Annotated in this window: 23 protein-coding genes; 9 read left to right on the top strand and 14 right to left on the bottom strand. The window is 64.5% G+C overall.

The genetic code is table 11. The features are described 5' to 3' along the window. Window positions 1-88: 88 nt before the first annotated feature. From ndk to AC25Y4_RS05430, 5 genes are all read right to left on the bottom strand, one after another. Complete coding sequence (gene ndk, locus AC25Y4_RS05410) at window positions 89-511, bottom strand: nucleoside-diphosphate kinase (protein WP_488119329.1); 423 nt, start codon at window positions 509-511, stop codon at window positions 89-91. Beyond that, window positions 508-915: a DUF4233 domain-containing protein gene (locus tag AC25Y4_RS05415; RefSeq protein ID WP_488119330.1), complete on the bottom strand. Its 408-nt coding sequence runs from the start codon at window positions 913-915 to the stop codon at window positions 508-510. Before AC25Y4_RS05415 ends, ndk begins: the two co-directional genes overlap by 4 nt. Continuing rightward, window positions 912-2,288 (bottom strand): bifunctional folylpolyglutamate synthase/dihydrofolate synthase, encoded by a 1,377-nt coding sequence (locus AC25Y4_RS05420; protein ID WP_488119331.1) that lies wholly within the window; start codon window positions 2,286-2,288, stop codon window positions 912-914. The genes AC25Y4_RS05415 and AC25Y4_RS05420 overlap by 4 nt, the downstream gene beginning before the upstream one ends. Next, complete coding sequence (ileS, locus tag AC25Y4_RS05425) at window positions 2,281-5,769, bottom strand: isoleucine--tRNA ligase (protein ID WP_488119332.1); 3,489 nt, start codon at window positions 5,767-5,769, stop codon at window positions 2,281-2,283. Before ileS ends, AC25Y4_RS05420 begins: the two co-directional genes overlap by 8 nt. Window positions 5,770-6,022: 253 nt before the next feature. After that, window positions 6,023-6,658, bottom strand: a complete 636-nt coding sequence (locus AC25Y4_RS05430; RefSeq protein WP_488119333.1) for a TetR/AcrR family transcriptional regulator — start codon at window positions 6,656-6,658, stop codon at window positions 6,023-6,025. Between the two features lie 89 nt (window positions 6,659-6,747). Between AC25Y4_RS05430 and AC25Y4_RS05435 the strand changes: the two genes are divergently transcribed. The 8 genes from AC25Y4_RS05435 (at window position 6,748) to AC25Y4_RS05470 (ending at window position 16,239) form a co-directional block, all read left to right on the top strand. After that, entirely contained in the window at window positions 6,748-8,403 is a 1,656-nt protein-coding gene (locus AC25Y4_RS05435) for an ABC transporter substrate-binding protein (protein ID WP_488119334.1), read from the top strand. Further along, window positions 8,388-9,380: an ABC transporter permease gene (locus AC25Y4_RS05440; RefSeq protein WP_488119335.1), complete on the top strand. Its 993-nt coding sequence runs from the start codon at window positions 8,388-8,390 to the stop codon at window positions 9,378-9,380. Before AC25Y4_RS05435 ends, AC25Y4_RS05440 begins: the two co-directional genes overlap by 16 nt. Next, window positions 9,377-10,264: an ABC transporter permease gene (locus tag AC25Y4_RS05445; protein WP_488119336.1), complete on the top strand. Its 888-nt coding sequence runs from the start codon at window positions 9,377-9,379 to the stop codon at window positions 10,262-10,264. Before AC25Y4_RS05440 ends, AC25Y4_RS05445 begins: the two co-directional genes overlap by 4 nt. Then, window positions 10,261-11,988 carry a dipeptide ABC transporter ATP-binding protein gene (locus AC25Y4_RS05450; protein WP_488119337.1) on the top strand — a complete coding sequence of 576 codons (1,728 nt, stop codon included), beginning with the start codon at window positions 10,261-10,263 and terminating at the stop codon, window positions 11,986-11,988. Before AC25Y4_RS05445 ends, AC25Y4_RS05450 begins: the two co-directional genes overlap by 4 nt. A 289-nt stretch (window positions 11,989-12,277) precedes the next feature. Continuing rightward, entirely contained in the window at window positions 12,278-12,802 is a 525-nt protein-coding gene (locus AC25Y4_RS05455; protein ID WP_488119338.1) for a hypothetical protein, read from the top strand. Window positions 12,803-12,923: 121 nt separating this feature from the next. Then, window positions 12,924-15,518, top strand: a complete 2,595-nt coding sequence (gene valS, locus AC25Y4_RS05460; RefSeq protein ID WP_488119339.1) for a valine--tRNA ligase — start codon at window positions 12,924-12,926, stop codon at window positions 15,516-15,518. Beyond that, complete coding sequence (locus AC25Y4_RS05465) at window positions 15,519-15,965, top strand: N-acetyltransferase family protein (protein WP_488119340.1); 447 nt, start codon at window positions 15,519-15,521, stop codon at window positions 15,963-15,965. A 4-nt stretch (window positions 15,966-15,969) separates the two neighbouring features. Beyond that, window positions 15,970-16,239, top strand: a complete 270-nt coding sequence (locus tag AC25Y4_RS05470; protein WP_488119341.1) for a hypothetical protein — start codon at window positions 15,970-15,972, stop codon at window positions 16,237-16,239. 108 nt (window positions 16,240-16,347) lie between these two features. Here AC25Y4_RS05470 and AC25Y4_RS05475 read toward each other — a convergent pair whose 3' ends face one another. After that, window positions 16,348-17,805 (bottom strand): HNH endonuclease signature motif containing protein, encoded by a 1,458-nt coding sequence (locus AC25Y4_RS05475; RefSeq protein WP_488119342.1) that lies wholly within the window; start codon window positions 17,803-17,805, stop codon window positions 16,348-16,350. Window positions 17,806-18,013: 208 nt separating this feature from the next. Beyond that, window positions 18,014-18,853: a methyltransferase domain-containing protein gene (locus tag AC25Y4_RS05480; RefSeq protein WP_488119343.1), complete on the bottom strand. Its 840-nt coding sequence runs from the start codon at window positions 18,851-18,853 to the stop codon at window positions 18,014-18,016. 54 nt (window positions 18,854-18,907) lie between these two features. Between AC25Y4_RS05480 and AC25Y4_RS05485 the strand changes: the two genes are divergently transcribed. After that, window positions 18,908-20,962 carry a M3 family metallopeptidase gene (locus tag AC25Y4_RS05485; RefSeq protein WP_488119344.1) on the top strand — a complete coding sequence of 685 codons (2,055 nt, stop codon included), beginning with the start codon at window positions 18,908-18,910 and terminating at the stop codon, window positions 20,960-20,962. Between the two features lie 82 nt (window positions 20,963-21,044). Here the strand turns inward: AC25Y4_RS05485 and AC25Y4_RS05490 are convergent, their stop codons facing one another. The 7 genes from AC25Y4_RS05490 to AC25Y4_RS05520 form a co-directional block, all read right to left on the bottom strand. Continuing rightward, a complete protein-coding gene (locus AC25Y4_RS05490; protein WP_488119345.1) occupies window positions 21,045-21,842 on the bottom strand; it encodes an SDR family NAD(P)-dependent oxidoreductase in 798 nt (265 codons plus the stop codon). Further along, window positions 21,839-22,273: an SRPBCC family protein gene (locus AC25Y4_RS05495; protein WP_488119346.1), complete on the bottom strand. Its 435-nt coding sequence runs from the start codon at window positions 22,271-22,273 to the stop codon at window positions 21,839-21,841. The genes AC25Y4_RS05490 and AC25Y4_RS05495 overlap by 4 nt, the downstream gene beginning before the upstream one ends. Further along, window positions 22,270-22,653 (bottom strand): ArsR/SmtB family transcription factor, encoded by a 384-nt coding sequence (locus AC25Y4_RS05500; protein ID WP_488119347.1) that lies wholly within the window; start codon window positions 22,651-22,653, stop codon window positions 22,270-22,272. The genes AC25Y4_RS05495 and AC25Y4_RS05500 overlap by 4 nt, the downstream gene beginning before the upstream one ends. Window positions 22,654-22,675: 22 nt before the next feature. Then, on the bottom strand, window positions 22,676-23,851 hold the full coding sequence (locus AC25Y4_RS05505) for a benzoate/H(+) symporter BenE family transporter (RefSeq protein WP_488119532.1): 1,176 nt from the start codon (window positions 23,849-23,851) through the stop codon (window positions 22,676-22,678). A gap of 3 nt (window positions 23,852-23,854) precedes the next feature. Beyond that, on the bottom strand, window positions 23,855-25,132 hold the full coding sequence (gene clpX / locus AC25Y4_RS05510) for an ATP-dependent Clp protease ATP-binding subunit ClpX (protein WP_488119348.1): 1,278 nt from the start codon (window positions 25,130-25,132) through the stop codon (window positions 23,855-23,857). 79 nt (window positions 25,133-25,211) lie between these two features. Then, window positions 25,212-25,949: an AAA family ATPase gene (locus AC25Y4_RS05515; protein WP_488119349.1), complete on the bottom strand. Its 738-nt coding sequence runs from the start codon at window positions 25,947-25,949 to the stop codon at window positions 25,212-25,214. Window positions 25,950-25,962: 13 nt separating this feature from the next. Beyond that, the gene (locus tag AC25Y4_RS05520) at window positions 25,963-26,634 is read right to left on the bottom strand and encodes an ATP-dependent Clp protease proteolytic subunit (protein WP_488119350.1); all 672 of its coding nucleotides are present in this window, start codon (window positions 26,632-26,634) and stop codon (window positions 25,963-25,965) included. Between the last annotated feature and the right edge of the window lie 15 nt (window positions 26,635-26,649).

Consider the following 26,649-nt stretch of genomic DNA (forward strand, 5'->3'; position numbering starts at 1 on the left):
CTCCTCAATCAACGGGGAAAAGCACAGAACACACGCCGCGTGGCCACAGGGCCAGGCGACGTGCGTTCCTGTTCGTGAAGAGCAGGTCCTACTTGAACCAGAGCGACAGCTCGCGCGCTGCAGACTCAGGCGAATCGGAGCCGTGCACCAGGTTCTGCTGAACCTTCAGGCCCCAGTCGCGGCCGAGGTCGCCACGGATCGTTCCGGGAGCAGCGGTGGTGGGATCAGTCGTTCCGGCGAGTGAGCGGAAGCCTTCGATGACGCGGTTGCCTGCAACACGGATCGCGACGATGGGGCCGCTCTCCATGAATTCGACGAGGGGCTCGTAGAACGGCTTGCCCTCGTGCTCTGCATAGTGCGCGGCCAGCAGCGCGCGGTCGGCCTGCACGAAACGGATGTCGACCAGGGAGAATCCCTTGGCCTCAATGCGGCGCAGGATTTCACCGGTCAGGTTGCGGGCAACGCCGTCCGGCTTGACCAGAACCAGTGTCTCTTCAACAAATGTACTCATGCGATCTCCTTTTGACGATCAATTCTGTCGCCGCTGATCATGCAGTAGGTCCACATGGCGGCGAATAATGCACCAACAATAAACAACGCGGGATTGAAGAATCCGCACAGGATGACGACGGCCTGGATTCCCCAGCCGACGCCATACGCCCACGGGTGCCGAAGCAGCCCGATGGTCGCAATCATGATCAGGCAGAGTAGGCCGCCGCCGCCGAGGGCGACGATGGCCGGCAATGACTGGAGTCCGAACAACACCAGCGCGGCGAGGAAGACCACGATGAGTTCGAAGCCGAGCACGATCGACGCGAGCGAACGCTTGATCGATCGAGGGGCAGGCTGGCGACCCGGCTTGCCGGGCGTGGCAGGTGTGGAGGGCGTGCCAGATTCGTTCAGTTCGTCGCTCATGGCGTCATCCACTCCCCTGCCTCGGCCAGCGCAATGACTTCACCGACGAGGGTGATCGATCCGGTCACGACGACCGCACGCTTCGGCGCTTCATCCGCCCAGACGCGGGCGGCCTCTGTCGCGGCAACCAGGTCATCGAAACGGAAGACGCGGTCGTCGCCGACCTGTGCTGCGACCACGTCGGCCAGCTCGTCAACGGCGATCGCACGGTCGGACTGTGACTGGGTCACGAAGAACGGGCCGGGGATCGGCGCCAGGGCGCTGATGATGCCCTGCGCGTCCTTGTCGGCGAGGATGCCGACCACGAAGGCGATCTCGTCGAAGTCGAAGTAGGCGGTGAGGGCAGCAGCGAGTGCAGCGGCACCGTGCGGGTTGTGAGCCGCATCCACGAACACACTTGGGTCGATACCGACCAGCTGCAGGCGACCGGGCGACGTCGCGCCGCCAAGGCCCTCGACCAGCAGTTCTTCTGACAGGGGCTGGGTTCCGCCACCCAGGAACGACTCAACGGCCGCGATGGCCACGGCGGCGTTCTGTGCCTGGTGGGTGCCGTAGAGCGGCAGGAAGACGTCAGAATACGTGGCGGCGAGGCCCCGCACTGAGATCATCTGCCCGCCGACGGCAACCTGGCTTGACAGCAGTTCGAAGCCGGTGCCCTCTGCGGCGATGGTCGACTCTGTGAGCTCTGCTGCGCGTTCCAGCTCGGCCAGCGCCTCAGGGCGCTGGGCAGCGGTGACCACCGCGGCAGCCGGCTTGATGATTCCCGACTTGGTCCTGGCGATCTCAGCGACCGTCTTTCCGAGACGCGACACGTGATCCAGGGCGATCGGGGTGAAGACGGCCACCTGGCCATCGGCGACGTTGGTGGAATCCCACTCGCCGCCCATTCCGACCTCGATCACGGCAACGTCGACGGGGGCATCCGCAAAACTGGCGTATGCCAGCACGGTGAGGGCTTCGAAGAACGTGAGGGCTTCGTCACCGGCCGCCGTCAGCTCTGCATCGACCATCTCGAGGTACGGCGAGATGTCTGCCCAGTTCGCGGCCAGCGCTTCATCGCTGATGGGCTCGCCATCGATCATGATGCGCTCGTTGAGGCGAACCAGGTGGGGGCTGGTGAGCACACCGGTACGGAGTCCGTACGCCCGCAGGATGCTGTCAGCGATGCGACTCGTGCTCGTTTTGCCGTTCGTGCCGGTGATGTGGATGATCGGGTACGTGGTTTGCGGGTCCCCGAGCAGTTCGAGGGTGCGCCTGGTTGCCTGCAGGCGGGGCTGGGGCGAACCCTCGCCCACCCTGGCCAGCAGCGCACGGTAGACGGCGTCGCCCTCTTCTCGGAAGGCGTCAGCGGGAAGGTCTTGTGAATCAGACATTGATCAGCGGGCTCTCTCTGGATACTGCGACGAGGAATCCGCCGCGGTTTGCGTACTGTCCGGCCTTGTACGGCACATAGTGTTCGACGGCTTCGCCTGCGACGGCGGGGAGCCATTCAGACGGCAGGCCAGCCAGGTCGTGCTCGTGCACGGCCAGACCGGTCGCGAGGGTTTCTGCAGCGACGTCAACGGCTGCGCCTGCGGAACCTGCAGCACCGATGGCCTGCGTGAACGAGGCAATATCTGCCGCATCCTCGAAGACCAGGTGCAGGTGGATGCGGTCGCTCACATCGAAGCCTGCCGACTTGCGGGTGTCCTGCACGGCGCGGATGATGTCGCGGGCGAAGCCCTCTGACTCCAGTTCCGGCGTGGTCTCCGTGTCAAGCAGTACGAATCCGCCGCCGGGCAGGAGCGCCAGCGCGACGCCGTGCTCATCTGAGCTGTTGTCGACGGCGAGCAGAAGCTCGTACTCGCCGGCAGCCAGTTCGATGCCGCCTGCTGTGACGACGCCGTCGGTTTCAGACCAGTCGCCGCCGCGCGCCGCAGCGATGACCTGCTGCACCTGCTTGCCGAGGCGCGGTCCAGCTGCGCGGGCGTTGACGGTGAGCTTCGACGTGATGCCGTATGACGCTGCGCTGTCGTCGGCGAGCTGGGCGAACTCGACGTTCTTCACGTTGAGCTCGTCGCGCAGGATGCCATCGAACGCGGCAAGCGCGTCGACGCCAGAGGCCACGACGGTGAGCTTCGCCAACGGCAGGCGAACGCGGAGGCCAGCCTGCTTCCGCAGCGAGAGCACGGTGGAGCTGATCACGCGGATCTGGTCCATTGCGGTGACGAGGCCCTCGTCGGCCGGGAACGCCGAAGCGTCAGGCCAGTCAGTGAGGTGCACGCTGCGTCCGCCGGTCAGGCCCTGCCAGATGCGCTCAGAGACGAGAGGCAACAGCGGTGCGGCGACACGGGTCACAGTTTCCAGAACCGTGTACAGCGTGTCGAATGCGTCCCTGCCTGTGCCGTCTGCGGTGACTCCGGCCCAGAACCTGTCGCGAGAACGACGGACGTACCAGTTGGTCAGCACGTCAGCGAAGTCGCGGAGCTTGCCGGCGGCCAGCGTGCTGTCGAGCTCCTCCAGGTCGGCGGTGATGTCTTCCACGAGGTCGCGGGTCTTGGCCAGCAGGTAGCGGTCGAGCACATCTGTCGAGTCCGTGCGCCAGGTGGCGTCGTACCCGTTCTCGCCTGACGCGTTTGCGTAGAGGGAGAAGAAGTACCAGGTGCTCCAGAGCGGCAGCATGACCTGGCGCACACCCTCGCGGATGCCCTCTTCAGTGACGACCAGGTTGCCGCCACGCAGTACAGGCGAGCTCATCAGGAACCAGCGCATGGCGTCTGAACCGTCGCGGTCGAAGACCTCGTTGACGTCTGGATAGTTGCGGAGCGACTTCGACATCTTCTGTCCGTCGCTCCCAAGCACGATGCCGTGGCTGACGACGTTCTTGTACGCCGGGCGATCGAACAACGCAGTGGAGAGCACGTGCAGCACGTAGAACCAGCCGCGGGTCTGCCCGATGTACTCGACGATGAAGTCTGCGGGGTTGTGCGAGTCGAACCATTCACGGTTCTCGAACGGGTAGTGCGCCTGCGCGAACGGCATTGACCCTGAATCGAACCAGACGTCGAGCACGTCGGTGATGCGACGCATGGTGGACTGGCCGGTCGGGTCGTCAGGGTTCGGGCGCGTCAGCTCGTCAATGTACGGGCGGTGCAGATCCGTCGGGCGGACCCCGAAGTCGGCTTCGAGCTCGTCGAGCGACCCGTACACGTCGATGCGCGGGTACTCGGGGTTGTCGCTCTTCCAGACCGGGATTGGTGAGCCCCAGTAGCGGTTGCGGCTGATCGACCAGTCGCGCGCATTGGCGACCCACTTGCCGAACTGGCCGTCCTTGACGTTGTCAGGAACCCAGTTGATCTCCTGGTTGAGGTCGACCATGCGGTCACGGATGTCGGTGACACGCACGAACCAGCTCGACACGGCCTTGTAGATGAGGGGGTTGCGGCAGCGCCAGCAGTGCGGGTACGAGTGCTCGTAGCTGGCCTGGCGGATGAGACGACCTTCGGCCTTCAGCAGCTGAGTGAGCGGCTTGTTGGCGTCTGACCACAGCAGGCCGGCCACCTCAGGCACGTCAGACAGGAACTTGCCACCATCGTCGAGCGAGATGATAACCGGGATGCCGGCGGCCTCGCAGATCTTCTGGTCTTCCTCACCGTATGCCGGAGCCTGGTGCACGATGCCGGTACCGTCCGCTGTCGTGACGTAGTCGGCGACGAGGATGCGCCACGCGTTCTGGGTGCCCCACGTCTCGGTGTCTGCATAGTGGTCGAACAGGCGATCGTATTCGACGCCATCGAGATCGCGGCCGACGACGGTGCGAGAAACGGCAGCGAGGGCATCCTCTGCGCTCTCATAGCCGAGGTCCTTGGCGTAGTTGCCCACCAGGTCGATGGCCAGCAGGTACTCGGCGCCCAGAACTTCGGTCGCTCCGCCGGGGTGGACAGTCGAGCTGTCTTCACGCAGCACCGTGGCATCCGGTGTTCCGCCCGGGCCCGCTGGCACCACGGCGTACGTGATGTCTGGGCCGACAGCCAGCGCCAGGTTCGTCGGCAGGGTCCATGGGGTCGTCGTCCAGGCGAGCGCGCGTACGGCGGTGAGGCCGAGGGCCTCTGCTTTGGTGCCGACGAGCGGGAAGGTGACGGTGACCGTCTGGTCCTGGCGCATCTTGTAGACGTCGTCGTCCATACGCAGCTCGTGGTTGGACAACGGGGTCTGGTCACGCCAGCAATACGGCAGTACCCGGTAGCCCTCGTAGGCGAGGCCCTTGGTGTGCAGCTGTTTGAACGCCCAGATCACCGATTCCATGTAGGTAATGTCGAGGGTCTTGTAGCCCTTGTCGAAGTCAACCCAGCGTGCCTGGCGGGTGACGTATTCCTGCCACTCGTGGGTGTACTTCAACACGGCGTCGCGAGCAACCTGGTTGAAGGCCGCGAGGCCCATCTTCTCGATCTCGCTTTTGTCGGTGATGCCGAGCTGGCGCTCTGCTTCGAGCTCGGCCGGCAGTCCGTGGGTGTCCCAGCCGAAGCGGCGGTGCACCTGCTTGCCGCGCATGGTCTGGAAGCGCGGGAACACGTCCTTGGCGTACCCGGTGAGCAGGTGGCCGTAGTGCGGCAGGCCGTTGGCGAAGGGAGGGCCGTCGTAGAAGACCCACTCAGGAGCACCCTCACGCGTGTCGATGGACGCCTGGAACGTCTCATCGTCCTTCCAGAACTGCAGCACCTCTGTCTCGATGGCGGGGAAGTTCGGCGACGGAACCACGCCCTGCACAGGGACTGATGGCACGGTGGCTGATGGCACGGTGGCATCGACCGACGAATCGGAGTCCGCAGGGCTGCTGTTCGCGGGTGTGGGCGTTGAACCCTTGGGGTACGTCATGTTTCTCCTGGACGGGCGTATAACGGAAATGCTGGCCTGTTCCACGAGGACGAACGATCCTCTCGGATTCGCCGCGGTACCACCTCGCTTGCCGCATCCCGTTTCCCTGTGTGCAGAGATTCGCACCAGGAAGCCGTGAGACGACCGCTTATTCAAAGGCTGTGACGGGCCTTACCCGTTCGGTTCTACTAAAACCGGACCCAGGGGCCCGGCTCGTTCTTCCGAAGACTCACCGGTGATAGCCGGATCACAGTCATTCGCGATCAATTCTATCCGAACGCCCGTCATCGAACGCCAACTCGGAGCGGAAACCCGCACAGACAGGCGAGAGTGCGGTGTCGACGTACGGCGCCAGATTTCCCCTGGAGACCCCGGCAGCCGCCCAGGAGGCTGCTGCAGCTCCGAGGGCCGCGAAGAGTGCCATCGCAAAACTCATGCAGACGAGATCGCCCACCTCCCTGCCGGTTCGCACCGCGACGATGTCTGCCGCACGCCTGGCGTGCACCGCGAGGCGCGACAGAGCGGATGCCTCCAGGTCGACCGTTGTGCCCATCAGCTCGGACTGGGTGAGCGCCCACGGCACTCTGGACGGGCCGAAGCTTGCCGCGACGTCGAGGAGTGCGCGCTTGACGGCATCCGTTACCGGCACGGCGGTGTCGATTGCGGCGAGCGCCGCTGGAAGCTCGGCCAGGCTCTCGTCAACCTCGACCCAGAGCAGATCACTCTTCGCGCTGAAGTAGTTGAAGAAGGTGTTGCGGCTCACCCCCGCGCGGCGAGCTATCTGGTCGATGCTGGTGCGTGCGTACGTCTGCTCGAGGAAGAGCTCTGCTGCCGCTTCCTGCAGAATGTCGCGCGATGAACCACGGGGGCGCCCTACACGTTCCGTCACACGATGCTCCAGACCCTAGGATAGAAACTGAGCACATTTAATGTACTCAGTCCAATAATACTAGTTGCAACCGATGAGAAAGACGTCGCATGACGCACTCGCACCTGCCGCCCCTCCGCTTGTCGCTGGCCGCGACGCTCGCTCTTGCCGCCCTGACCCTCACGGGCTGTACCGCTGACACGTCGTCGCAGGGTTCTGACGCGTCTCCCTCCACAGGAGGGACGCTCACCTACGCCTCTGGCGACGCGGAGCCGACGTGCCTGGATCCCCACGTCGGTGGCAACTACCCCCAGGCCCTGGTCTCCACCCAGTACCTGGAGTCACTGGTCTCTCGCGACTCCAGTGGTGAGATCATCCCGTGGCTCGCAGACTCGTGGCAGGTGAGTGACGATGCCCTGTCGTGGGAGTTCACCCTGCGCGACGGCGTCACCTTCACCGACGGCACGGCGTTCGACGCGTCCGCGGTGGCAGCGAACATCGCCCACGTACAGAATCCGGAGACCGGGTCATCGACCGGCTACCTTGGCCTGCAGAAGATCGCAGGCACCGAGATCGTCTCTCCCCTGGTGGTGCGCATCAACCTGAGCGAGCCGGACAGTGCCCTGCTCGAGTCGCTGTCCCAGCCCTGGGTTGCGATCGAGTCTCCAACCGCGCTGGCACGTACCCTCGACGAGAACTGCCTCTCCCCCGTCGGGACGGGCCCCTTCGTGGTGTCGAACTGGGTGAAGCAGGACTCCATCACGCTCACCCGCAACGATGACTACACCAGCCCCCCAGCTGACGCCGGCCACACGGGCGCCGCATACCTCGACCAGATCACGTGGAAGTTCATCCCTGACTCCGCCACACGGTACGCCGCCCTCCAGGCCGGCGAGGTCGACGTGATCGACAACGCGCAGCCGGACACCATCGTGCAGGCGGAGCAGAGCGGGAACATCCAGCATGTCGACGCTCCCCGGCCGGGGGCATCGAACCGCATTGAGCTGAACGCCGGGAAGGCGCCGTTCAATGACCAGGCGGTACGAGAAGCGTTCATCAAGAGCGCCAACGTCGACGATGCCGTAGCCAGCCTGTTCTTCGGCACGGCAACTCGCTCTGCCTCAGCGCTCTCCAGCATGGAACCGCTCAGTGTGTCTCGCCCCGACCTGTTCGGCTACGACCCAGACGCTGCGAATGACCTGCTCGACGCCGCTGGCTGGGGCACCAGGGACGCCGATGGCTACCGGGTCAAGGGCGGCGAGCGCCTGAGCGTCGAGTTCCCCGTGAGCACGAACCAGTCGATTCCGGCCGAACAGTCGGTGTTCGAACAGATCCAGGCCACCGCGAAGGAGACGGGCTTCTTCGTCACGCTCTCCCCCATGGACCTCTCCAGCTGGTACACGGCCCTTGGCTCCAACGAGTACGACGCCGTCAGTGCTCCGTACACCAAGGTCGGCCCTGACGTGTTGCGCTTCCTGTACCACTCTGACGGCATCACCCCAGCGCCGAGCGGGTACTTTGCCAACCATGCCCAGGTCAATGACCCGCAGCTCGACGAGTACCTCTCCGCTGCCAGCCAGACCTCTGAAGCGGATGAGCGTGCCTCGCTCTACACGGATGCCCAGAACCTGCTCCTCGAGGGCTACTACATCCTGCCGCTGTATGACCAGCAGAATCATTACCTGCTCGGCGCCGATGTCGAGGGCGCGCGGCCACTGCCCACGGTGTCGACTCTCACCTTCTACGATGCGTGGCTGAACTCCTGAGCACGCTGACGCTGGACTCGGTGCGGCGTCGGACACTGCGGCGTCGGTCACTGGCTCGCTGGCTCCTCATCCGTCTCGGTGGCGCCGTGTTCGTGCTGTGGGCGGTCGCCACCCTGACGTTCTTCGCCGTTCGCTTGATTCCCGGCGACCCGGCAGAGGCGATACTCGGCGGTCCTGGCTCACAGACATCACCGGAGGCGCTGGCGGCGGTACGTGCCCAGTACGGTCTCGACCAACCCCTGCTCGTGCAGTACCTGGCGCAACTGGGTCGACTGGCGACAGGTGACCTTGGCCGCTCGTATGCACTCAAGGTCGACGTTGCGCCCCTGATCGTCTCGCAGCTCTGGGGCACGCTGCTCCTCGCCGGCTGCGCACTGCTGGTGGCGTGGGTGTTCGCCATCCTGCTCGCGCTCTGGTCAACCCGCGGTGGCCGTGTCGCCTGGATGATCGGCTCAGGACTCGAGATCGTGGCCGCTGCCCTGCCAGGCTTCTGGCTGGCGACGGCACTCATTGTGCTCTTCAGCTCCTGGTTGGGCTGGCTCCCCCCGATCAGCACCCCAGGGCCTGTTGGCCTGATCCTGCCCGTCCTTGCCCTGGCCATACCGCTGGCCGGATTCCTGGGCCAGGTGATGCGGGAGCCCATGAGCGCAGCGCTTGATGCGCCATTCGTCGTATCGGCGAGGGCACGGGGAGAAGGCGAGATCGGCATCCGTGTGCGCCATGTGTTGCGTCACGCCGCCCTGCCGGCCATCAGCCTGTCTGGGTGGGCGTTCGGCTCCCTCATCAGTGGCGCCGTGGTGGTGGAGACCATCTTCGCCAGGCCAGGCCTTGGCCGCACCCTGCTGAACGCCGTCACCGTGCGTGACGTGCCCATCGTCATAGGCGTTGTGCTCGTGGTGGCCATTGCGTACATGCTCATGACCATCCTCACCGATGCGCTCAGCCGCATCGTCGACCCGAGAGTGCGAACAGCATGAGTGAACTCGACATCCAGGCCGGGTTTGGCCGATCGAGGGGCCAGGCCAGGGGCGGGTCACGTGCGCCCTCGTCACCCGCCGCCCGACGTATCGGGATAACCGAGCTGGCCGCAGCACTGGTGGCCCTGTTTCTGGTCATCGCTGCCCTGTGGCCGACGGTTCTCGCCCCCGGTGACCCGTTTGCCATCCATCCGCTCGATGCGTTCCGCTCACCGTCTGCCGCCCACTGGTTCGGCACAGACGAGTCTGGTCGCGACATCTACACGCGGGTGATCCACGGCACCGGCAGTTCACTGCTGATCGGCGTCGTCGCCACGGTCATCGGATTGGGCCTTGGCAGCGTGCTCGGCACGATTGCCGGCACCCTCGGGAAAGCTGTCGACTTCGGGGTGAATCGCCTCCTTGAGGTGATGTTCGCCTTCCCAGGCCTGCTGCTTGCCCTGCTCTTCATCCTGATCCTCGGCCCCGGCCCCGGCACCGCGACTATCGCCGTTGGCCTGTCAACGGCGCCAGGGTACGCACGGATCATCCGCTCGCAGCTCATCTCAGTGCGCTCGTCTGGCTTCGTCGAGGCCGCAACAGCCCTCGGCCGCACCAGGGGCCAGGTTCTCCGCCGCCATATCTTGCCCAACACCCTTCTGCCGCTCTTCGTGCTCGGCACCCTGGGCATCGGCCAGGCCATCGTGTGGGCCGCAGCACTGTCGTTCCTCGGCCTCGGCGCCCAGCCGCCCGCCGCTGAGTGGGGAGCCATGCTCTCCGCAGGGCGTACCTACATCACGACGGGCTGGTGGATGAGCTTCTTCCCCGGCCTGTTCATCGTGCTCACTGCCGTCTCGGCCACGATGCTCGGCCGGGCCATCGAGAAACGGATGCGTCACGCATGAGCCGTACTGTCCCCCTGCCCACAGCCACCACACCGAGCCAGGATGCGGCGAGCGCCGTGGTCTCAGTCCGCAACCTGAGCGTTGGGTTCGCCGCGCACACTCCCGTCGTCGACTCCGTGTCGTTCAGCATCGCACCCGGAGAGTGCCTGGCGATTGTCGGCGAATCGGGCTCTGGCAAGAGTGTGACCGCTCGCAGCCTCCTCGGCCTGACCGGTGCCGGCTCCTGGGTGCGGGCGGATGAGCTGCACATTGGCGGGGCATCAGTGCTCGGACTGTCGGAGCGCGACTGGCGTGCCAAGCGGGGAACGGATGTCGGGCTGGTGCTGCAGGACGCCCTCGGCTCCCTTGACCCGTTACGCCCCATCGACAGGGAGATCGCCGACTCTCTGCGCCTCCACACGTCGCTGGACCGTGCGGGGATCAGCCATCGTGTAGCGGAGCTCGCAGCCAGTGTCGGACTGGCAGATACCCGCTCCCTCCTCTCGGCCCGTTCGGGGGAACTCTCCGGCGGACAGCGTCAGCGCGCCCTGATCGCCTCGGCCATTGCACTTGACCCGCCACTCCTCATCGCCGATGAGCCGACAACGGCACTCGACGTGACGGTACAAGCGCACATCCTTGAGTTGCTCGAATCCCTGAAGCAGCGCGGCACCGCCCTCCTGCTCATCAGTCATGACCTGGCCGTCGTCGGCCGCATCGCCGACCGGGTTGCCGTGATGAGCGAGGGACGCATCGTGGAGATCGGCCAGACCGCTCAGGTACTCACTGCCCCTGTCCATCCGGTAACCCAGGCCATGATCGCGGCCATTCCGGTCGACAAGCCGCGCGGCACCCGGCTGAGCGTGAGAGCGCATCCCGTGACCGACCGCACCGTGAAGCAGATGTCGCCGCTCCCTGGCGTTCTGCACTCGCCGGCCTTGGAAGCCATCGGCCTCACCAAGACGTTCGCCGTGCGCGGTGGTACCCGCCATACGGCCGTCGATGACATCTCGTTCACCCTGCAGCGCGGCACCACGCTCGGCATTGTCGGCGAGTCGGGCTCAGGCAAGACCACGACAGCGCGGCTGGCACTGGCCCTCACTGCAGCGGATGCCGGCGAGGTGCGCCTGTTCGGCCAGCCGTTCAGCGCTGCGACCGAGAAAGACAGGCGTGCGTTGCGGGCACGTGTCGGCGTGGTGTACCAGGACCCCCAGTCATCGTTCGATCCGCGCCTTGCGGTCGGCGACATCCTGCACGACGCAGTGCGCGGCAACAGCCGGGGTGGAGAACGGGGTAACACACGGCGTGGCGAACGGCACACGCCCCTTCGCCGCCGCTCTCACACGCTGCCGGACGTGCTTCGCCTGCTCGACAGCGTTGGACTGACCAGCACAGTGCTCGGGCGACGGCCGGCAGAGCTCTCTGGTGGACAACGCCAGCGTGTGAGCATTGCCAGGGCACTGGCATCCGGTCCAGACATCCTGGTCTGCGACGAACCGGTCTCGGCGCTTGACGTGACGATCCAGGCCCAGGTGCTCGATCTCCTCACCGACCTGCAGCGCGAGTTGTCGCTCAGCATGCTGTTCATCTCGCATGACCTCGGCGTGATCCAGCACGTGAGCGACACGATCGCCGTCATGCGCGCAGGTCGCATCGTTGAGCAGGGTGATGCAGTCACGGTGTTTGCCCACCCAACGCATCCGTACACCAGGGAGCTGCTGGCCGCCGTGCCCCGACTGTCCTGACTCCCCTGGGCTGGAGCCCACAGTGAAAGCGCACCGTGCTGAGTCATCTGCTGAGGCGCCGTGAAATCTACAGGGTCCCTCCGCTACGATCGGCCTCAGCATATGTCCGCCTCACTCAGGAGCACACTTGGCCCACCAGCATCCGCTTCACCAGACGATCACCGTGCAGTGCTGGTGTTGCCGAAGCCCACAGGAGTTCACGTTCAGTTCGCCGAGCGACCAGGTTGTCTGCGCACACTGCACAGCGCACACCGGCAGCTCACATGCTGAGCGACGCGACACCGACCATGTGCAGCTCTGGAGCGACCTGTACGCGGCAACCATCGCAGAGCATGCAGCGGCCCAGACCGCTGCAGAAGAGGCCAATCTGGCGCTCGCCGCTGAGCTGGCGGATGCCACGACGAAGATCGAGCAGCTGAGTGCAGTGGTCTCCCGTGACTTCGACCAGGCGCAGTCCAGCGAGGTTCGGGCCATGCTCGAGACCGACCTGGTGAAGAACGCCGAACGCAAAACGGATGCCGCACTGCTGCGCTACGACAGGGCAATGGCTGCGCTCTGGCGCATTAGCCAGGAGCACCAGCTCGATGCCACCCCTCCCCGGCCGAACCAGCCGCTGCGCTGCAGTTGCGGCACCCCCGTCACGGAGTGCGTCGAGTGGGCAGCGCTTGAATCCGTGCGCCAGTTGCTGGAGACGTGGGAGTCGAAGCAGCGCCGCCTCGTAGCGGCAGGTGTTCGCTCAGCACTGCCGGCAGAGCACCCTGATCTGCGCGGCACAGCCCCGATTTCGCCGCGTGATTCTGGGCGACGCCGCTAGCGCGGAGCGGCACTCGACGGCCCTCAACTTCGCGAGCCAGCGCGCTACCGGTAGGTTTGACTCAAGAAACTAGAGGCACCTCACCCCTGACACGGTGCCGTATATCACGAACCGGAGAATCATGAGCGCCGCTGACCGCGTCCCAGAAAAACCAGCCCTCGAAGGACTGGAAGCCAAATGGGAAACCGCCTGGGAAGAGCAGGGCACGTACCGATTCGACCGGGACTCTGCCACCCGTGAGTCGATCTACTCGATCGACACGCCCCCGCCGACCGCATCAGGGTCGCTGCACATCGGCCACGTGTTCTCGTACACGCACACGGATGTAGTCGCGCGCTTCCAGCGTATGAAGGGCAAGAGCGTCTTCTACCCGATGGGCTGGGACGACAACGGCCTGCCAACAGAGCGTCGCGTGCAGAACTACTACGGTGTGCGCTGCGACCCGAAGCTGCCGTACGACGCCGAATTCGTTCCGCCGTTCGAGGGTGGCGAAGGCAAGAGCATCAAGGCCGCTGACCAGAAGCCGATCAGCCGCCGCAACTTCATCGAACTGTGCGAGCGCCTCACCGCTGAGGACGAGAAGCAGTTCGAAGCCCTGTGGCGTTCACTCGGCCTGAGCGTCGACTGGACCCAGACCTACCGCACCATCGGGCACGAAGCCCTCTTCACGTCCCAGCTCGCGTTCCTCGGGAACGTTGAACGCGGTGAGGCATACCAGGCCATGGCGCCGACACTGTGGGACGTCACGTTCCGCACCGCTGTCGCCCAGGCAGAGCTGGAAGACAAAGACCAGCCAGCCGCGTACCACCGCGTGTCGTTCCACAAGCCTGACGGATCGACCATCGAGATCGAGACCACCCGGCCTGAGCTTCTCGCCGCCTGCGTCGCCCTCGTTGCCCACCCCGATGACGAGCGCTTCAAGCCGCTGTTCGGCACCACCGTGCGGACTCCGTTGTTCGACGTCGAGGTTCCGATCCTCGCTCACCACCTCGCCCAGAAGGACAAGGGCAGCGGAATCGCAATGATCTGCACCTTCGGTGACGTGACCGACGTTGTCTGGTGGCGTGAACTCGACCTGCCGAACCGCGCGATCATCGGCTTCGACGGCCGCATCATCGCCGACAAGCCCGACGTCATCGTCTCAGAGGCCGGCATCGCAGCATTTGAGCAGCTGGCCGGCAAGACGGTCTTCTCCGCCAAGCAGACCATGGTCGATCTCCTCCGTGCCAGCGGCGACATGATCGGCGAGCCGAAGCCGATCGTGCACCCGGTGAAGTTCTTCGAAAAGGGCGACAAGCCCCTGGAGATCGTCTCGACCCGCCAGTGGTACATCCGGAACGGCGCCAGGGACGAAGCACTGCGCTCACGCCTGCTCGAGCACGGCTCAGAGCTGTCGTGGCACCCCGAGTTCATGAAGGTTCGCTACGACAACTGGGTGGGCGGCCTCACCGGCGACTGGTTGGTCTCCCGCCAGCGCTTCTTCGGCGTTCCACTGCCCGTCTGGTACCCGCTCGACGCCGATGGAAATCCGCTGTTCGATGAGCCGATCCTCGCCACCCGCGAGATGCTGCCCGTTGACCCGTCAAGCGAGCCGGCTCCCGGCTTCGATGAGGCGTTGCGCGACCAGCCCAACGGCTTTATCGGCGAAGTTGACGTGATGGACACCTGGGCGACCTCCTCCCTCACCCCGCAGCTTGCCGGTGGCTGGGAGCGCGATCCTGAGCTGTTCGACCTCGTGTTCCCGTACTCGCTGCGCCCACAGGGCCAGGACATCATTCGCACCTGGTTGTTCTCGACCATGCTGCGTGCCGAGCTGCAGCACGGTGTTGCACCGTGGAAGCACGCGGCACTCTCCGGCTTCATCGTCGACCCCGACCGCAAGAAGATGTCGAAGTCCAAGGGCAACGTCGTCACTCCGGCCGGGATGCTCGAGCAGCACGGTTCAGATGCTGTGCGCTACTGGGCAGCATCGTCACGCCTCGGCACTGACGCGGCCTTCGATCCACAGAACCCGACGCAGATCAAGATCGGTCGCCGCCTGGCGATCAAGATCCTGAACGCATCGAAGTTCATCCTGACGTTCGAGGGTGACGCCAGCGCCCAGGTCACCGAGGCTGTCGACGCAAGCATGCTCGCCAACCTGCGTGAGGTTGTCGCGCAGGCCACCACCTCGTTCGAGAACTACGACCACGCACGGGCCCTTGAGCTCACGGAGAGCTTCTTCTGGACGTTCTGCGACGACTACCTCGAACTGGTCAAGGAACGCGCGTACGGAGACACGGATGCCGCACAGGCTTCTGCTGTCGCAGCCCTTCGCATTGCGCTGTCAACACTGCTGCGCTTGTTCGCTCCGTTCGTGCCGTTTGCGACCGAAGAGGCCTGGTCATGGTCGAACGACGGCTCGGTGCACGTCGCGCCGTGGCCCGTAGCCGCTGACCTCGAAGCAGGGGCAACCGGCAACATCGCACTGCTCGGTTTGGCCAGTCGTGCACTCACCGGCATCCGACGCGCGAAGACGGATGCGAAAGCTTCTCAGAAGTCTGCCGTCGTTTCTGCTGTAATTAGCGGTACACAGGACGAGGTGAGCTTGCTCGCACAGTCCGCCGCAGATCTCAAAGCAGTCGGTCGAATCAGCGAATTGACGTTCGTTGAGGGAAATGAATTAGCTGTCACTGACATCGTTCTTGAAACGGTGCCAACGAGTGAGGAGAACTGAATGTCAGTACACGTGCGGCCACTCGGGGACAAAGACTTCTTCCCCTGGCTGGGACTCTTCGAGGGCTACAGCGAGTTCTACGAAAGTGAACTCACGGACGAGAAGGCTCTGCAGGTCTGGAGCTGGATCATTGACAAGAATCACGACCTCGACGGTGCTGTCGCGGTTGATGAGAACGGTGAGCTCGTCGGATTCGTGCACTTCCGTCAGTTCCCGCGCACGCTGAGCGCCGACATGGCATTGTTCCTTGACGACCTGTTCGTGGTGCCGAGCTCCCGAAGTGCCGGGATCGGTCGCCAGCTCATGAGCTACGTGCAGGACTACGCTCGCGCGCACAACCTGCACCAGGTGCAGTGGATCACGGCAGCAGACAACGAGGATGCCCAGCGTCTCTATGACGACATCGGTACCCGCACCTCGTGGGTCACCTACGAGCAGGAAGTCTAAGGCTATGCAGCTTGGTAGCCGTTGGCCGCTCGGAGGCACTGCGCCGACCGGCCTGCCCGAAGTTGTCGAGATCGCGCTTCAGGCCGTCGAGGGTGACCTCGCGGCCGGTGACGCTGACACGTCGGACTGGCGCTGGACGCTGACCTGGTTGGAGGGCAGTCCCGTTATCGAACTCGATGATGGCACCGTCATCCGCTACATCAAGAAGGATGACAGCGCCACGATCACTCAGCCGGTTGTCGTCGATGACGACGACGACGACGATTGGATCTAGCGACTGGATCTAGCATCTGGAGGTAGCAACGGGCCGCCCCATTCATTGGGTCGGCCCGTTTGTCGTTTAAGGCGACGAGAGCAGCGCGTGAGATAACCAGTCGCCGGTTCAGTCCGTTCGGCGGTGTTGGCGCTGATCAGCTAGCTGATCTGCCAACCGGGTCGGGGACTTCGTCGCGACATGCCATCGCCGGCGGTTGTCGAGCCAGACCGGGGCCATGACCTCTGGGACTCCGTCGACCATCCGGATCTGCCAGTCCGACCGGTGAATGGTGCGGTGGTGGAACCAGCACAGGGTCACCCCGTTGCTGACATCGGTCGGACCGCCGAGCGCGGCGGGGATCACGTGGTGGATCTCCGCCCACGCTGCGGGGCTTTGGCAGCCAGGGATGATGCAGCCGCCATCCCGGAGGGTGATTGCCCGGCGTTGCTGCCCGGTGAAGCACCGGTCGGGAACGCCGAGCTCGATGATCTTGCCCTTCTTGCTGATCGTGACCGGTTGAACACCGCCGGTGCAGATCATCTGCTCCGTCGCGACGATTGAGATCGGCGCGACCTGCCCGTCAATGTGACCGGCACCGGTACCGGCGTCGAGGTCTCCCTGCCTGACGCTGACCAGCACCGTCGGCGCTGCCCCGCCAATCGTGGGCGCTTCGGCGCTTCGCGCCGCATTGTCAGCCATCATCGCCAGCAAGTCGTGGCCGAGCTGGTCCCTGGTGCGGTCGTCGTGCTCCAACGACTGCTGCTCGAGTTCGAGGTCGCGTTCTTCCGCGGTGAGCATCTTCACCTGCGCGGACCGCGGCGACATGTATGCGTCCATCAGCCGCTGGATCTTCGCGGCGACCTCGGGCATCAACCCGCCAGACACCGTGACCAACCCGTCGCGGACCCCACCCAACCGAAACCCCCGGTTGTGCATGGCCTGTTTCTCGTCGGGTTCCACCCCGTCCGGGTCGATGACCGACTTCCACACCAGTGCGTGCACCTCGATCAAACCCGCGGATTCCGGGGTCGTGGGCTCGGCCGCCGGGTCGGTCGGGATTCCGGTCGCTGCGGCCACCAATGCGGCCTCGGCTTCTTGTACCTGGGTGACGTCGATCCGGCCAAGCAGCGGCGACAACGTGCCGAGGATCACCTCGGCACTGTCCAGGCCGAGCTGGCCGCTCGCCAGGCCGGCAGCGACCGCGGGGAACTTCGGCGGGAACGCCATGCCATCCAGCCCGAATTGGGTGCGGACCTGCTTACCCATTCGGATCCGCTTCGCGATCGTCTTCGGTGACGCCAACGTCAACCGCTCCAACAACTCCGTGGAGTTCCGGCAGCCACGCTTGGACGAGAGCCGCTCCGACACCTCCAGCGTCGGCCGAGACCGCTCATCAATATCAGTGGACACCGCAACGCGGAGAGCGTCCGCGCACCGGCCAGCACGCTCCGCCACAACCGCTAGTGCCACAACGTCGTCTTCGCTCAACCCGGGGACAGCGGCACAGGGACGCATCTCGGAATACTCTTCGGTGAATGCCTGCAGCATGTCTAGAGCTGTGCGGGCATCCTCGATGTTGAGCATGATTCAATAGTACTGCAGTTCGAGTTATTAAGCGAGAGATTCTCACAAAGGTTCGAACATTCGTATTCTCGAGACCTGCCACAGGGCTCGAGAAGGTGCAGAGAGGCTTTCAGACGCAACGCGTCCACAGATTGGGTCGCTGGATTTCGAGACGGCCGCGGGCGGCTCCTCAATCAACGAAACCGAGATACTCGCATCCGCCGTGTCGTCACAGCGCGCGGCGCGCCAGGATCTCCCCGTGCGGCAAGCCGATCCATCCGTCGCGGTTCGCCGCCCACGCCAGCCACGCAGCCGACATCTCTCGCAGGTCAGCCAGGGTTGCGGCTCCCGACTCGATGGCGTGTGCCGCGAAGTTCGATTCCGTTGCGCGGGCTGCCCACATTTCGCCCCACCACTCGCGTTCGGCGTTGGAGCTGAAGCACCAGATCGACGCGTTCGCCTGCACGTCGGTGAAGCCCGCCAGGTGCGCCCAAGCTTTGAGTGCGCGGCCGGCATCCGGTGTTCCGCCGTTCCAGAACGCCACATCGCGGTACGCCGTCATCCAGAGGGCAAGCCCTGGCAGTTCCGGGTACCAGGCCGTGCCACCGTAGTCGACGTCACGCACCGCCAGAAGGCCGCCCGGCTTCAGCACCCGCTTCATCTCCTTGAGAGCCGCGACAGGGTTGGCCAGGTGCTGCAGCACCTGGTGAGCGTGCACGATGTCGAAGGAGTTGTCATCGAACTCGAGGGAGTACACGTCACCGACGTGAAAACTCACGTTGTGCACACCCTCGTCGGTGGCCAGTGCGTTCGCCTGCGCGACGATCTCAGCGGATTGGTCAACACCACGCACAAAGCCAGGGGCCACCCGCCGAGCAAGGTCGACCGTGATCGTGCCTGGCCCGCTCCCCACGTCGAGCACGGTGAGACCGGCCGCGAGCTCTGGGATGAGATACGCGGCGGAATTCTCCACCGTGCGCCAGGCGTGAGACCTCAGCACGCTCTCGTGGTGGCCATGCATGTATTCGTCGCGTACTGGTACGTCAACGGGTTCAGGCGAGTCAGTCATGACACGAGCCTACGACTGAAACCCGGCGGCATCCGGCCAATCTAGAGTAGGTGGATGGTCGACTCCGCAAATCCCTTCCTCAGCCAGAGCACGCTTCCGTTCCAGCTTCCCCCGTTTGCCACGATCAAAGATGACCACTACCGGCCGGCATTTGAGCAGGGACTCGCGGAGCAGCGGGCAGAGATCGACGTGATCACGGCCTCGACCGATGCGCCCACCTTCGAGAACACGCTCATCGCTCTGGAGCGAAGCGGCGTGCTCCTGAATCGTGTCGCGGAGGTCTTCTTCAGCGTGTGCTCGTCAGACGCGTCCGACTTCACGGCCGCGCTCCAGGAAGAGCTCGCCCCACTCCTTGCTGCGCACCAGGATGCCATCACTCTCGACCCAACGCTCTTCGCCCGAATCGCCGCGCTGCATGCCCAGCGGCATTCCCTCGACCTCGACGCAGAGTCGCTCTATCTCGTCGAGCGGTACCACACCGAGTTCACCCACGCGGGAGCGGCTCTCTCCGACGACGACAAGGCGCAGCTGCGTGAGCTGAATGCCGAGCTCTCGACCCTCACCACCCGGTTTGAGAAGAATCTCCTCGCCGACACAAACGCGCTGGCCGTCATCGTCGATTCAGTCGATGAACTCGACGGACTGCAGCCTGGGGCCATCTCTGCCGCCGCGGAAGCGGCGAAGGACCGTGGCCTTGAGGGCAAATTCGTGCTCACACTCGTGCTGCCGGCATCGCAGCCGGTGCTCGCCGAGCTGACCAATCGCAGCGTGCGCGAACGCGTGCTTCAGGCGTCACGCTCGCGCGGCATCCGCGGAGGTGAATTCGACACCCGTGCCCTCGTGCTCGAGATCTCCGCGCTGCGGGCCAGGCGTGCTCGCCTGCTCGGCTTCGACAACCACGCTGCCTACGTGGCAGCAGACCAGACGGCCAAGACACCGGATGCCATCCACGACATGCTCGCACGGCTCGCACCGGCCGCAGCCCGCAATGCGCGGACAGAGCAAGCGGCACTGCAGGGCCAGGCCGCACTGCAAGACCAGGCGGATGCCGCCACGCAGCTTGAGGCGTGGGACTGGGCGTTCTACACCGAAAAGGTGCGGCAGGCCGAGTATGACGTTGATTCTGCGGCGCTCCGCCCGTACTTCGAACTCGAGCGGGTGCTGCACGACGGTGTCTTCTACGCCGCCACGCAGCTCTACGGGATCACTTTCACCGAGCGTCACGACCTGGTCGCCTGGAATGCAGACGCGCGGGTATTCGAGGTGACGAACGACGATGGCTCCCCCGTCGGTCTCTACATCGCTGACTTCTACACCCGCGACTCCAAGCGTGGCGGCGCCTGGATGAACTCCCTCGTCTCGCAGTCAGAGCTGCTCGGCACGCCCACCATCGTGTGCAACAACATGAACATCTCACAGCCCGGCGCCGGTGAACCAACGCTGCTCAGCTTCGATGAAGTGAACACACTGTTCCACGAGTTCGGGCACGCGCTCCACGGTCTGTTCGCACAGGTCACCTACCCCAAGTTCTCCGGCACGAACGTCTTCCGTGATTTCGTGGAGTTCCCCAGCCAGGTCAATGAAATGTGGATGCTGTGGCCGGAGGTGCTGAGCAACTATGCGAGGCACCACGAGACAGGTGAGCCGCTGCCGACCGACGTCGTGGAGCGCATCGCGGCGTCATCCGCTTACAACGAGGGATTCTCCACGAGCGAATACCTGGCCTCTGCGATGCTCGACCAGTCGTGGCACCTCATCGACGCAGACACTGCCATAGCGGATGTCGCCGCGTTCGAGACCGCGGCCCTGGCCGAAGCCGGCCTCGACAATCCCGTTGTCCCGCCCCGGTACTCCAGCACGTTCTTCGCGCACACGTTCGCTGGCGGCTATGACGCCGGCTACTACTCCTACATCTGGAGCGAGGTGCTCGACGCAGACGCCGTTGAATGGTTCAGGGAGAACGGTGGACTCACCCGCGAGAACGGCGATCGGTTCCGGCAGCTGTTGCTCGGCGTCGGCGGCAGCGCTGACCCGCTGGCGGCCTACCGCAACTTTGCCGGGCGCGATGCGGACATCCAGCCGTTGCTTGACCGTCGCGGGCTCAACTAGCTACGGGCTCAACTAGCGGCGGGATCAACCAGCTGCGGGATCAACTAGCCGCAGGCTCCAGCTGGGCTGCCGGAGACCACACTCAGTCGACGAGCGCCCCTGCTGTCAGATTGGAGATCACACCGGTCATCGACCCCGCACGATCGGACGCCGCGAATGCGAGGTACTCGGCGACATCGGCGAGCGATGGCAACTTACCGAGCAGCGTCGTGCCCGCCAGCCCGTCGAGCCACTCATCCATCCCGATACCGCTGCCCGCGGCGATGCGGCCGAACATCTTCCCCGTGTATGAGGTGTCGTACGCGTCGGCCATGGCGTGCGGCCGCACGCACACCACACGTACGCCAGACGGACCCAGTTCACCAGCCAACGCTCGCGAGAATCCCTCAAGGCCTGCGCTCTGCGCGGCATTGCCGATGAGCCCACGCCCCGTGAGTCTCGCGCCCGGCGTTGAAATCGTGAGGATCACGCCGCTGGATTGCAGGGTCATCGGCCGCGAGACGGCTTTCGCGGTGACGAAGTTGGTCTGCAGGTAGCCGACGACGGGATGAAGGAAGTCGTCAAGCGACGTGTCGGCGATCGAGAGTCCTTGAACGTGGTCGAACCCGACAGCGTTCAGGGCGATATCGACGCGCCCAGCGGCATCCGTCACCTCGTCGACATGCCGGTCGACGGACTCCTGGTCCATCGCATCGACGACGGCGATCGAAACTTCTGCCCCCGCAGCGCGGGCACCGGATGCCGCTGCCTCGAGCCGCGGCAGGCTGCGGCCGGCGAGAAACAACCTGGCGCCTTCGCGGGCGAACACCTGGGCAGCTGCGCTCCCAATGGATCCCCCGCCGCCGTAGATGACGGCAACCTTGTCTTCGAGCAACATCATGCAACTCCACTCTCGTTGAATAGCCGTGTGAATCTATTGAGGATCTCTGTCCATCCTTCGGTGTGCTTGCCAACGGCCTCGGCGTCCGGCAATTTCTCATGCCGCACCTCAACGACCGTTGCGTCGCCGTCTGGCAGAAAGCTGACGCGCACCAGCGTGTCCTCCTGGTGCGTTGCAATCGATCGCCAGGTGAACTCGAGCGCCCTCGGTCGATCGATGACGGTATATCTGCCGGTGTGCACGAACGAGCGGCCTGGGTCATTCATCGTGATCGCGAACGACCCGCCAACCCTCGGGTCTGCGACAGCACCCGATGGTTCGCTGCCGTCACGCCGCATCCAGAGCGCCAGGCTTGCTGGATCGAGCCAGGCATCGAAGAGGCGTTCAGCGGATGCCGGGATCCGCCGACTCACCGTCACCACGGCGGTCATCGTGCCTCACCGCCGCTCGGACGCTGCTCGGTGGGGTCGTCGAGCACGAACGCCTCCAGGGCTGCGAGCCGTTGCTCCCAGAAGTCACGGTAATGCTGCATCCACAATGCGGCCTCACCCAGTGCCTCCGCGCGCAGCGAGAGCACGTGGTCACGCCCGCGCACGTGCCGCTCCAGCAGCCCGGCCCGCTCGAGCACTTTGATGTGCTTGCTCGTGGAGTTCAGCGAGATGGGAAACGCACTCGCGAGGTCTGTGACCCGCGCATCGGAGACGAGGAGGCGGTCAAGGATCGCCCGCCTGGTCGGATCGGCCACGGCACCCAGTACGGTGTCGAGGCGGCCTGCGTCACGACGGCCTGCATCACGCTGATATTCACCCATAGGGGTGAATATATGCCTTACCCTATTCGGCGGTCAATGCCCCTGTGCGATCACGCCGCGTCCAGCCGAGCCAGAGCATGACCACTCCGCCGACGACAAGACCCCAGAATGCCGAACCGATACCGACGACAGACACCCCTGATGCGGTCACCAGGAACGTGGCGATGGCGCTGATGCGGTGCTTCGGGTCGTCAAGGGCGCCCGTGACGCTGGTGACGAGTGCGCCAAGCAGGGCAAGACCGGCAACGGCGGTGATGAGGATGGGCGGCGAGGCTGCGACCAGCGCTGCGGCAAAGCCGGCTCCCAGACCAAGCACCAGGTAGACGGCACCAGACGAGACAGTGGCGATCCAGCGCTTGTCCTTCTCCGGGTGCGCCTCGGGGCTCGCCATCAACGCTGCCGTGATGGCAGCCAGGTTGATGCTGTGGGCGCCGAAGACCGAGCCGGCTGCCGTCGCGAGGCCAGAGCTCACCAGCACGGCGCGCGGCGGAGCCTCGTAGCCGAAGGTCGACATCACCACGAATCCCGGAACGTTTTGGCCGGCCATCGTCACGATGAACAGCGGCAGCCCGAGGCTGACGATCACCAGCGGGTCGAACACGGGCGGGGTGAAGACGAACGCTGGCTGCACCGTGCTCGCGCCCAGCCATTCGGTTCCGGCGGTCAGCCCGATGCCGATGAAGGCCACCAGCATCGCCGCAGGGACAGCCCAGCGTGGCGCAAGCCGGAACAGCGCCAGCCAGACGACGATGACTGGGATGGCCAGCAGCGGCTGTTCAACGGCTGCCGTGACAGGCGCCAGGCAGATGGGAAACAGGATGCCGGCCAGCATCGCGCTGGCAATCGGCTTGGGAATGCTCGTGATGGCACGACCGAGCGCCGGCCACAGCCCGCTCAGCACAATGAGCACCCCGCAGACCATGAATGCGCCGACGGCCGCCCCGAAATTGTCGGTGCTGCCGCTCGCTGCGACGAGAAGGGCGGCTCCCGGCGTCGACCAGGCAAACGAGAGGGGCATCCGAAACGCCAGCGGAAGTGCGATACACACGATCCCGACGAGCACGCAGAGCGTCAGCAGACCGGATGCCGCTTGCGCGTCACTGGCCCCCACAGCGTGAAGGCCGGCAATGACCAGCACGAATGAACTGGCGAACCCGGTGAGTGCGGCAACGATCCCCGCAGAGATGGGTTGAATGATGGGTTATGCGGACTTCTCTTCGCGACGATCGTGCAGCACGATCGTCGGTGCTGCGTTGTCGAGCACGGCTTCCCGTGTCACGACGACCCTGGCGACCTCACTGCTGGATGGCACCTCGAACATGATCGGACCGAGCACTTCTTCCATGATGGCGCGAAGTCCTCGTGCCCCGGTCTTCCGAAGCACGGCGAGGTCTGCGATGGCTTCCAGCGCTGGCTGCTCGAAGTCGAGCGCTACACCGTCGAGCTCGAACATCCGCTGGTACTGGCGAACGAGCGCGTTCTTCGGCACCGTCAGAATCTGCATGAGTGCAACCTGGTCGAGCTGGGTCACGGTGGTCACGATCGGGAGCCGACCGATGAACTCTGGGATCAAGCCGAACTTGTGGAGGTCTTCCGGCAAAACCTCGCTGAAGAGGTTCACGTCGTCGCCCTTGCTGTGCAGGGGGGCGCCGAAGCCGATGCCCTTCTTGCCTGCGCGAGACGAAATGATTTCTTCGAGCCCAGCGAATGCACCGGCAACGATGAAGAGCACGTTCGTCGTGTCGATCTGGATGAATTCCTGGTGCGGGTGCTTGCGTCCGCCCTGCGGCGGGACAGAAGCGACGGTCCCCTCCAGGATCTTCAACAGTGCCTGCTGCACACCTTCACCGGATACATCGCGGGTGATCGACGGGTTCTCGGCTTTACGAGCGATCTTGTCGATCTCGTCGATGTAGATGATGCCGGTCTCAGCGCGCTTGACGTCGTAGTCTGCGGCCTGGATGAGCTTGAGGAGAATGTTCTCGACGTCTTCACCGACGTAGCCGGCCTCTGTGAGGGCGGTGGCATCCGCCACTGCGAATGGCACGTTGAGGCGTTTGGCCAGGGTCTGCGCGAGATAGGTCTTGCCACAGCCGGTCGGGCCGATGAGCAGGATGTTGGACTTGGCGATTTCGACGTCGTCGTGCATCGCTTCTGCAGCGGTCAGTGTGGTGCGCGCACGGACTCGCTTGTAGTGGTTGTAGACAGCGACGGCGAGGGCGCGCTTGGCGGCCTCCTGGCCAATAACGTATTCCTCAAGGAAGCCGAAGATCTCTTTGGGCTTGGGCAAGTCAAACTCGCTCGAGCCCTCTTCGTCGCCGGCTTCTGCCAGCCGTTCCTCAATGATCTCGTTGCACAACTCGACGCATTCGTCGCAAATGTACACGCCAGGACCCGCAATGAGCTGCTGTACCTGCTTTTGGCTCTTCCCGCAGAAGGAGCACTTCAACAGGTCGGCACTTTCGCCTATTCGGGCCATCTGTCAGCCTCCTCCATCGGTGTCGCTGTATTTGAGCCTAGCCGGTGCGACGGACAACATCGCGCACGACAGGCGAACCTCAATCGAGGAGGTGTCTCAGGTATCGTTCTGGCGCATCAAGAAACGCGCGCCACTCCCCCACGATCTGGAGATCTTCCCACGCCGACTCCCGAATTCCCCAATCGCCGAGCTCCAGGATGCGGGCGCCAGGCAGCGATGCGAGCACGGGTGAGTGCGTCGCGCAGAGGATTTGTGAGCCGTCGTCAGCGAGAGTCGACAGTGTGCGGAGACAGCTGAGCGTTGACGTGAACGACAGTGCGGCCTCCGGCTCATCGAGCACATAGAAGCCCCGCTTCGTCGCCTTGCGATCCAGCAGTTCGAGGAATGACTCTCCGTGGCTGAACTCGTGCAGGTCGACGTCGCCGCCCAGCGATTCCAGATAGCTGAAATAGCCGTGCATTGTCTCCGCACGCAGGAAGAAGCCCCAGCCCGAACCACGTTGCGGGCCGCGTTCCACATCGAGCCAGTCGGCCAGCGGCGATTCGCTCGGCCTGCTCGACGTGCCTCCATTCACGGAGCCGCCCTCTGCAGGGAGCCCGCTGGTCGTTGCGATGGCTTCGACGATCGTTGACTTGCCGCTGCCGTTCTCACCAACCAGGAATGTGACGCCTGGGCCCAGTTCGAAACTGTCAGCGATGAGGCTGGCTACCGCAGGTATCGTCGCCGGCCACACATCGTGATCAATCGCGGTACTCGCAGACACAGAAACGCGGCGGATGAAACGGCTGTCAGTCAGCCATTCATCCGCCGCGCTCACGAGACGTGCGTACTTACTTGACCAGCGTCGGAACGCCCTTGCGAGACGTCAGGATCTGGTCGATCAGGCCGTACTCGAGAGCCTCTGTAGCACCGAGGATCTTGTCGCGGTCGATGTCCTTGTGAACCTGCTCAGCAGTGCGGTTGGAGTGGAAGGAAATTGTCTCTTCCAGCCACGTGCGCATCCGCTGGATTTCAGCAGCCTGGATCTCGATGTCAGATGCCTGTCCGCCACCCTGGCCGCCAGCAGACGGCTGGTGGATGAGGATGCGAGCGTTCGGCAGCGCGAGACGCTTCCCAGGCGTTCCACCGGCAAGGATCACGGCAGCAGCGGATGCCGCCTGGCCGAGGCACACCGTCTGGATGTGCGGGCGGATGTACTGCATCGTGTCGTAGATCGCCGTCATCGCGGTGAACGAGCCACCGGGTGAGTTGATGTACATGACGATGTCGCGGTCGGGGTCCTGGCTCTCGAGCACGAGAAGCTGAGCCATGACGTCGTCAGCGGATGCGTCATCGATCTGCACGCCGAGGAAGATGATGCGGTCCTCGAACAGCTTGGCGTACGGGTCCTGGCGCTTGTAGCCATATGCCGTGCGCTCTTCGAACGTGGGGAGGATGTAACGAGCCTCCTGCGCCTGCGGGGCGCGTCCCCCGGCCTGGTGACCAAAATTCGTGAATTCCATGTCTGTGTACTGCCC

Source organism: Leifsonia sp. Y878, assembly GCF_057669685.1.

What these genes read in the sequence shown, in the direction of transcription:
- ndk (WP_488119329.1), bottom strand. Translation starts at nt 511, where the DNA reads ATGAGTACATTTGTTGAAGAGACACTGGTTCTGGTCAAGCCGGACGGC.
- AC25Y4_RS05415 (WP_488119330.1), bottom strand. Translation starts at nt 915, where the DNA reads ATGAGCGACGAACTGAACGAATCTGGCACGCCCTCCACACCTGCCACG.
- AC25Y4_RS05420 (WP_488119331.1), bottom strand. Translation starts at nt 2,288, where the DNA reads ATGTCTGATTCACAAGACCTTCCCGCTGACGCCTTCCGAGAAGAGGGC.
- ileS (WP_488119332.1), bottom strand. Translation starts at nt 5,769, where the DNA reads ATGACGTACCCCAAGGGTTCAACGCCCACACCCGCGAACAGCAGCCCT.
- AC25Y4_RS05435 (WP_488119334.1), top strand. Translation starts at nt 6,748, where the DNA reads ATGACGCACTCGCACCTGCCGCCCCTCCGCTTGTCGCTGGCCGCGACG.
- AC25Y4_RS05445 (WP_488119336.1), top strand. Translation starts at nt 9,377, where the DNA reads ATGAGTGAACTCGACATCCAGGCCGGGTTTGGCCGATCGAGGGGCCAG.
- AC25Y4_RS05450 (WP_488119337.1), top strand. Translation starts at nt 10,261, where the DNA reads ATGAGCCGTACTGTCCCCCTGCCCACAGCCACCACACCGAGCCAGGAT.
- valS (WP_488119339.1), top strand. Translation starts at nt 12,924, where the DNA reads ATGAGCGCCGCTGACCGCGTCCCAGAAAAACCAGCCCTCGAAGGACTG.
- AC25Y4_RS05465 (WP_488119340.1), top strand. Translation starts at nt 15,519, where the DNA reads ATGTCAGTACACGTGCGGCCACTCGGGGACAAAGACTTCTTCCCCTGG.
- AC25Y4_RS05470 (WP_488119341.1), top strand. Translation starts at nt 15,970, where the DNA reads ATGCAGCTTGGTAGCCGTTGGCCGCTCGGAGGCACTGCGCCGACCGGC.
- AC25Y4_RS05475 (WP_488119342.1), bottom strand. Translation starts at nt 17,805, where the DNA reads ATGCTCAACATCGAGGATGCCCGCACAGCTCTAGACATGCTGCAGGCA.
- AC25Y4_RS05480 (WP_488119343.1), bottom strand. Translation starts at nt 18,853, where the DNA reads ATGACTGACTCGCCTGAACCCGTTGACGTACCAGTACGCGACGAATAC.
- AC25Y4_RS05485 (WP_488119344.1), top strand. Translation starts at nt 18,908, where the DNA reads ATGGTCGACTCCGCAAATCCCTTCCTCAGCCAGAGCACGCTTCCGTTC.
- AC25Y4_RS05490 (WP_488119345.1), bottom strand. Translation starts at nt 21,842, where the DNA reads ATGATGTTGCTCGAAGACAAGGTTGCCGTCATCTACGGCGGCGGGGGA.
- AC25Y4_RS05495 (WP_488119346.1), bottom strand. Translation starts at nt 22,273, where the DNA reads ATGACCGCCGTGGTGACGGTGAGTCGGCGGATCCCGGCATCCGCTGAA.
- AC25Y4_RS05500 (WP_488119347.1), bottom strand. Translation starts at nt 22,653, where the DNA reads ATGGGTGAATATCAGCGTGATGCAGGCCGTCGTGACGCAGGCCGCCTC.
- clpX (WP_488119348.1), bottom strand. Translation starts at nt 25,132, where the DNA reads ATGGCCCGAATAGGCGAAAGTGCCGACCTGTTGAAGTGCTCCTTCTGC.
- AC25Y4_RS05520 (WP_488119350.1), bottom strand. Translation starts at nt 26,634, where the DNA reads ATGGAATTCACGAATTTTGGTCACCAGGCCGGGGGACGCGCCCCGCAG.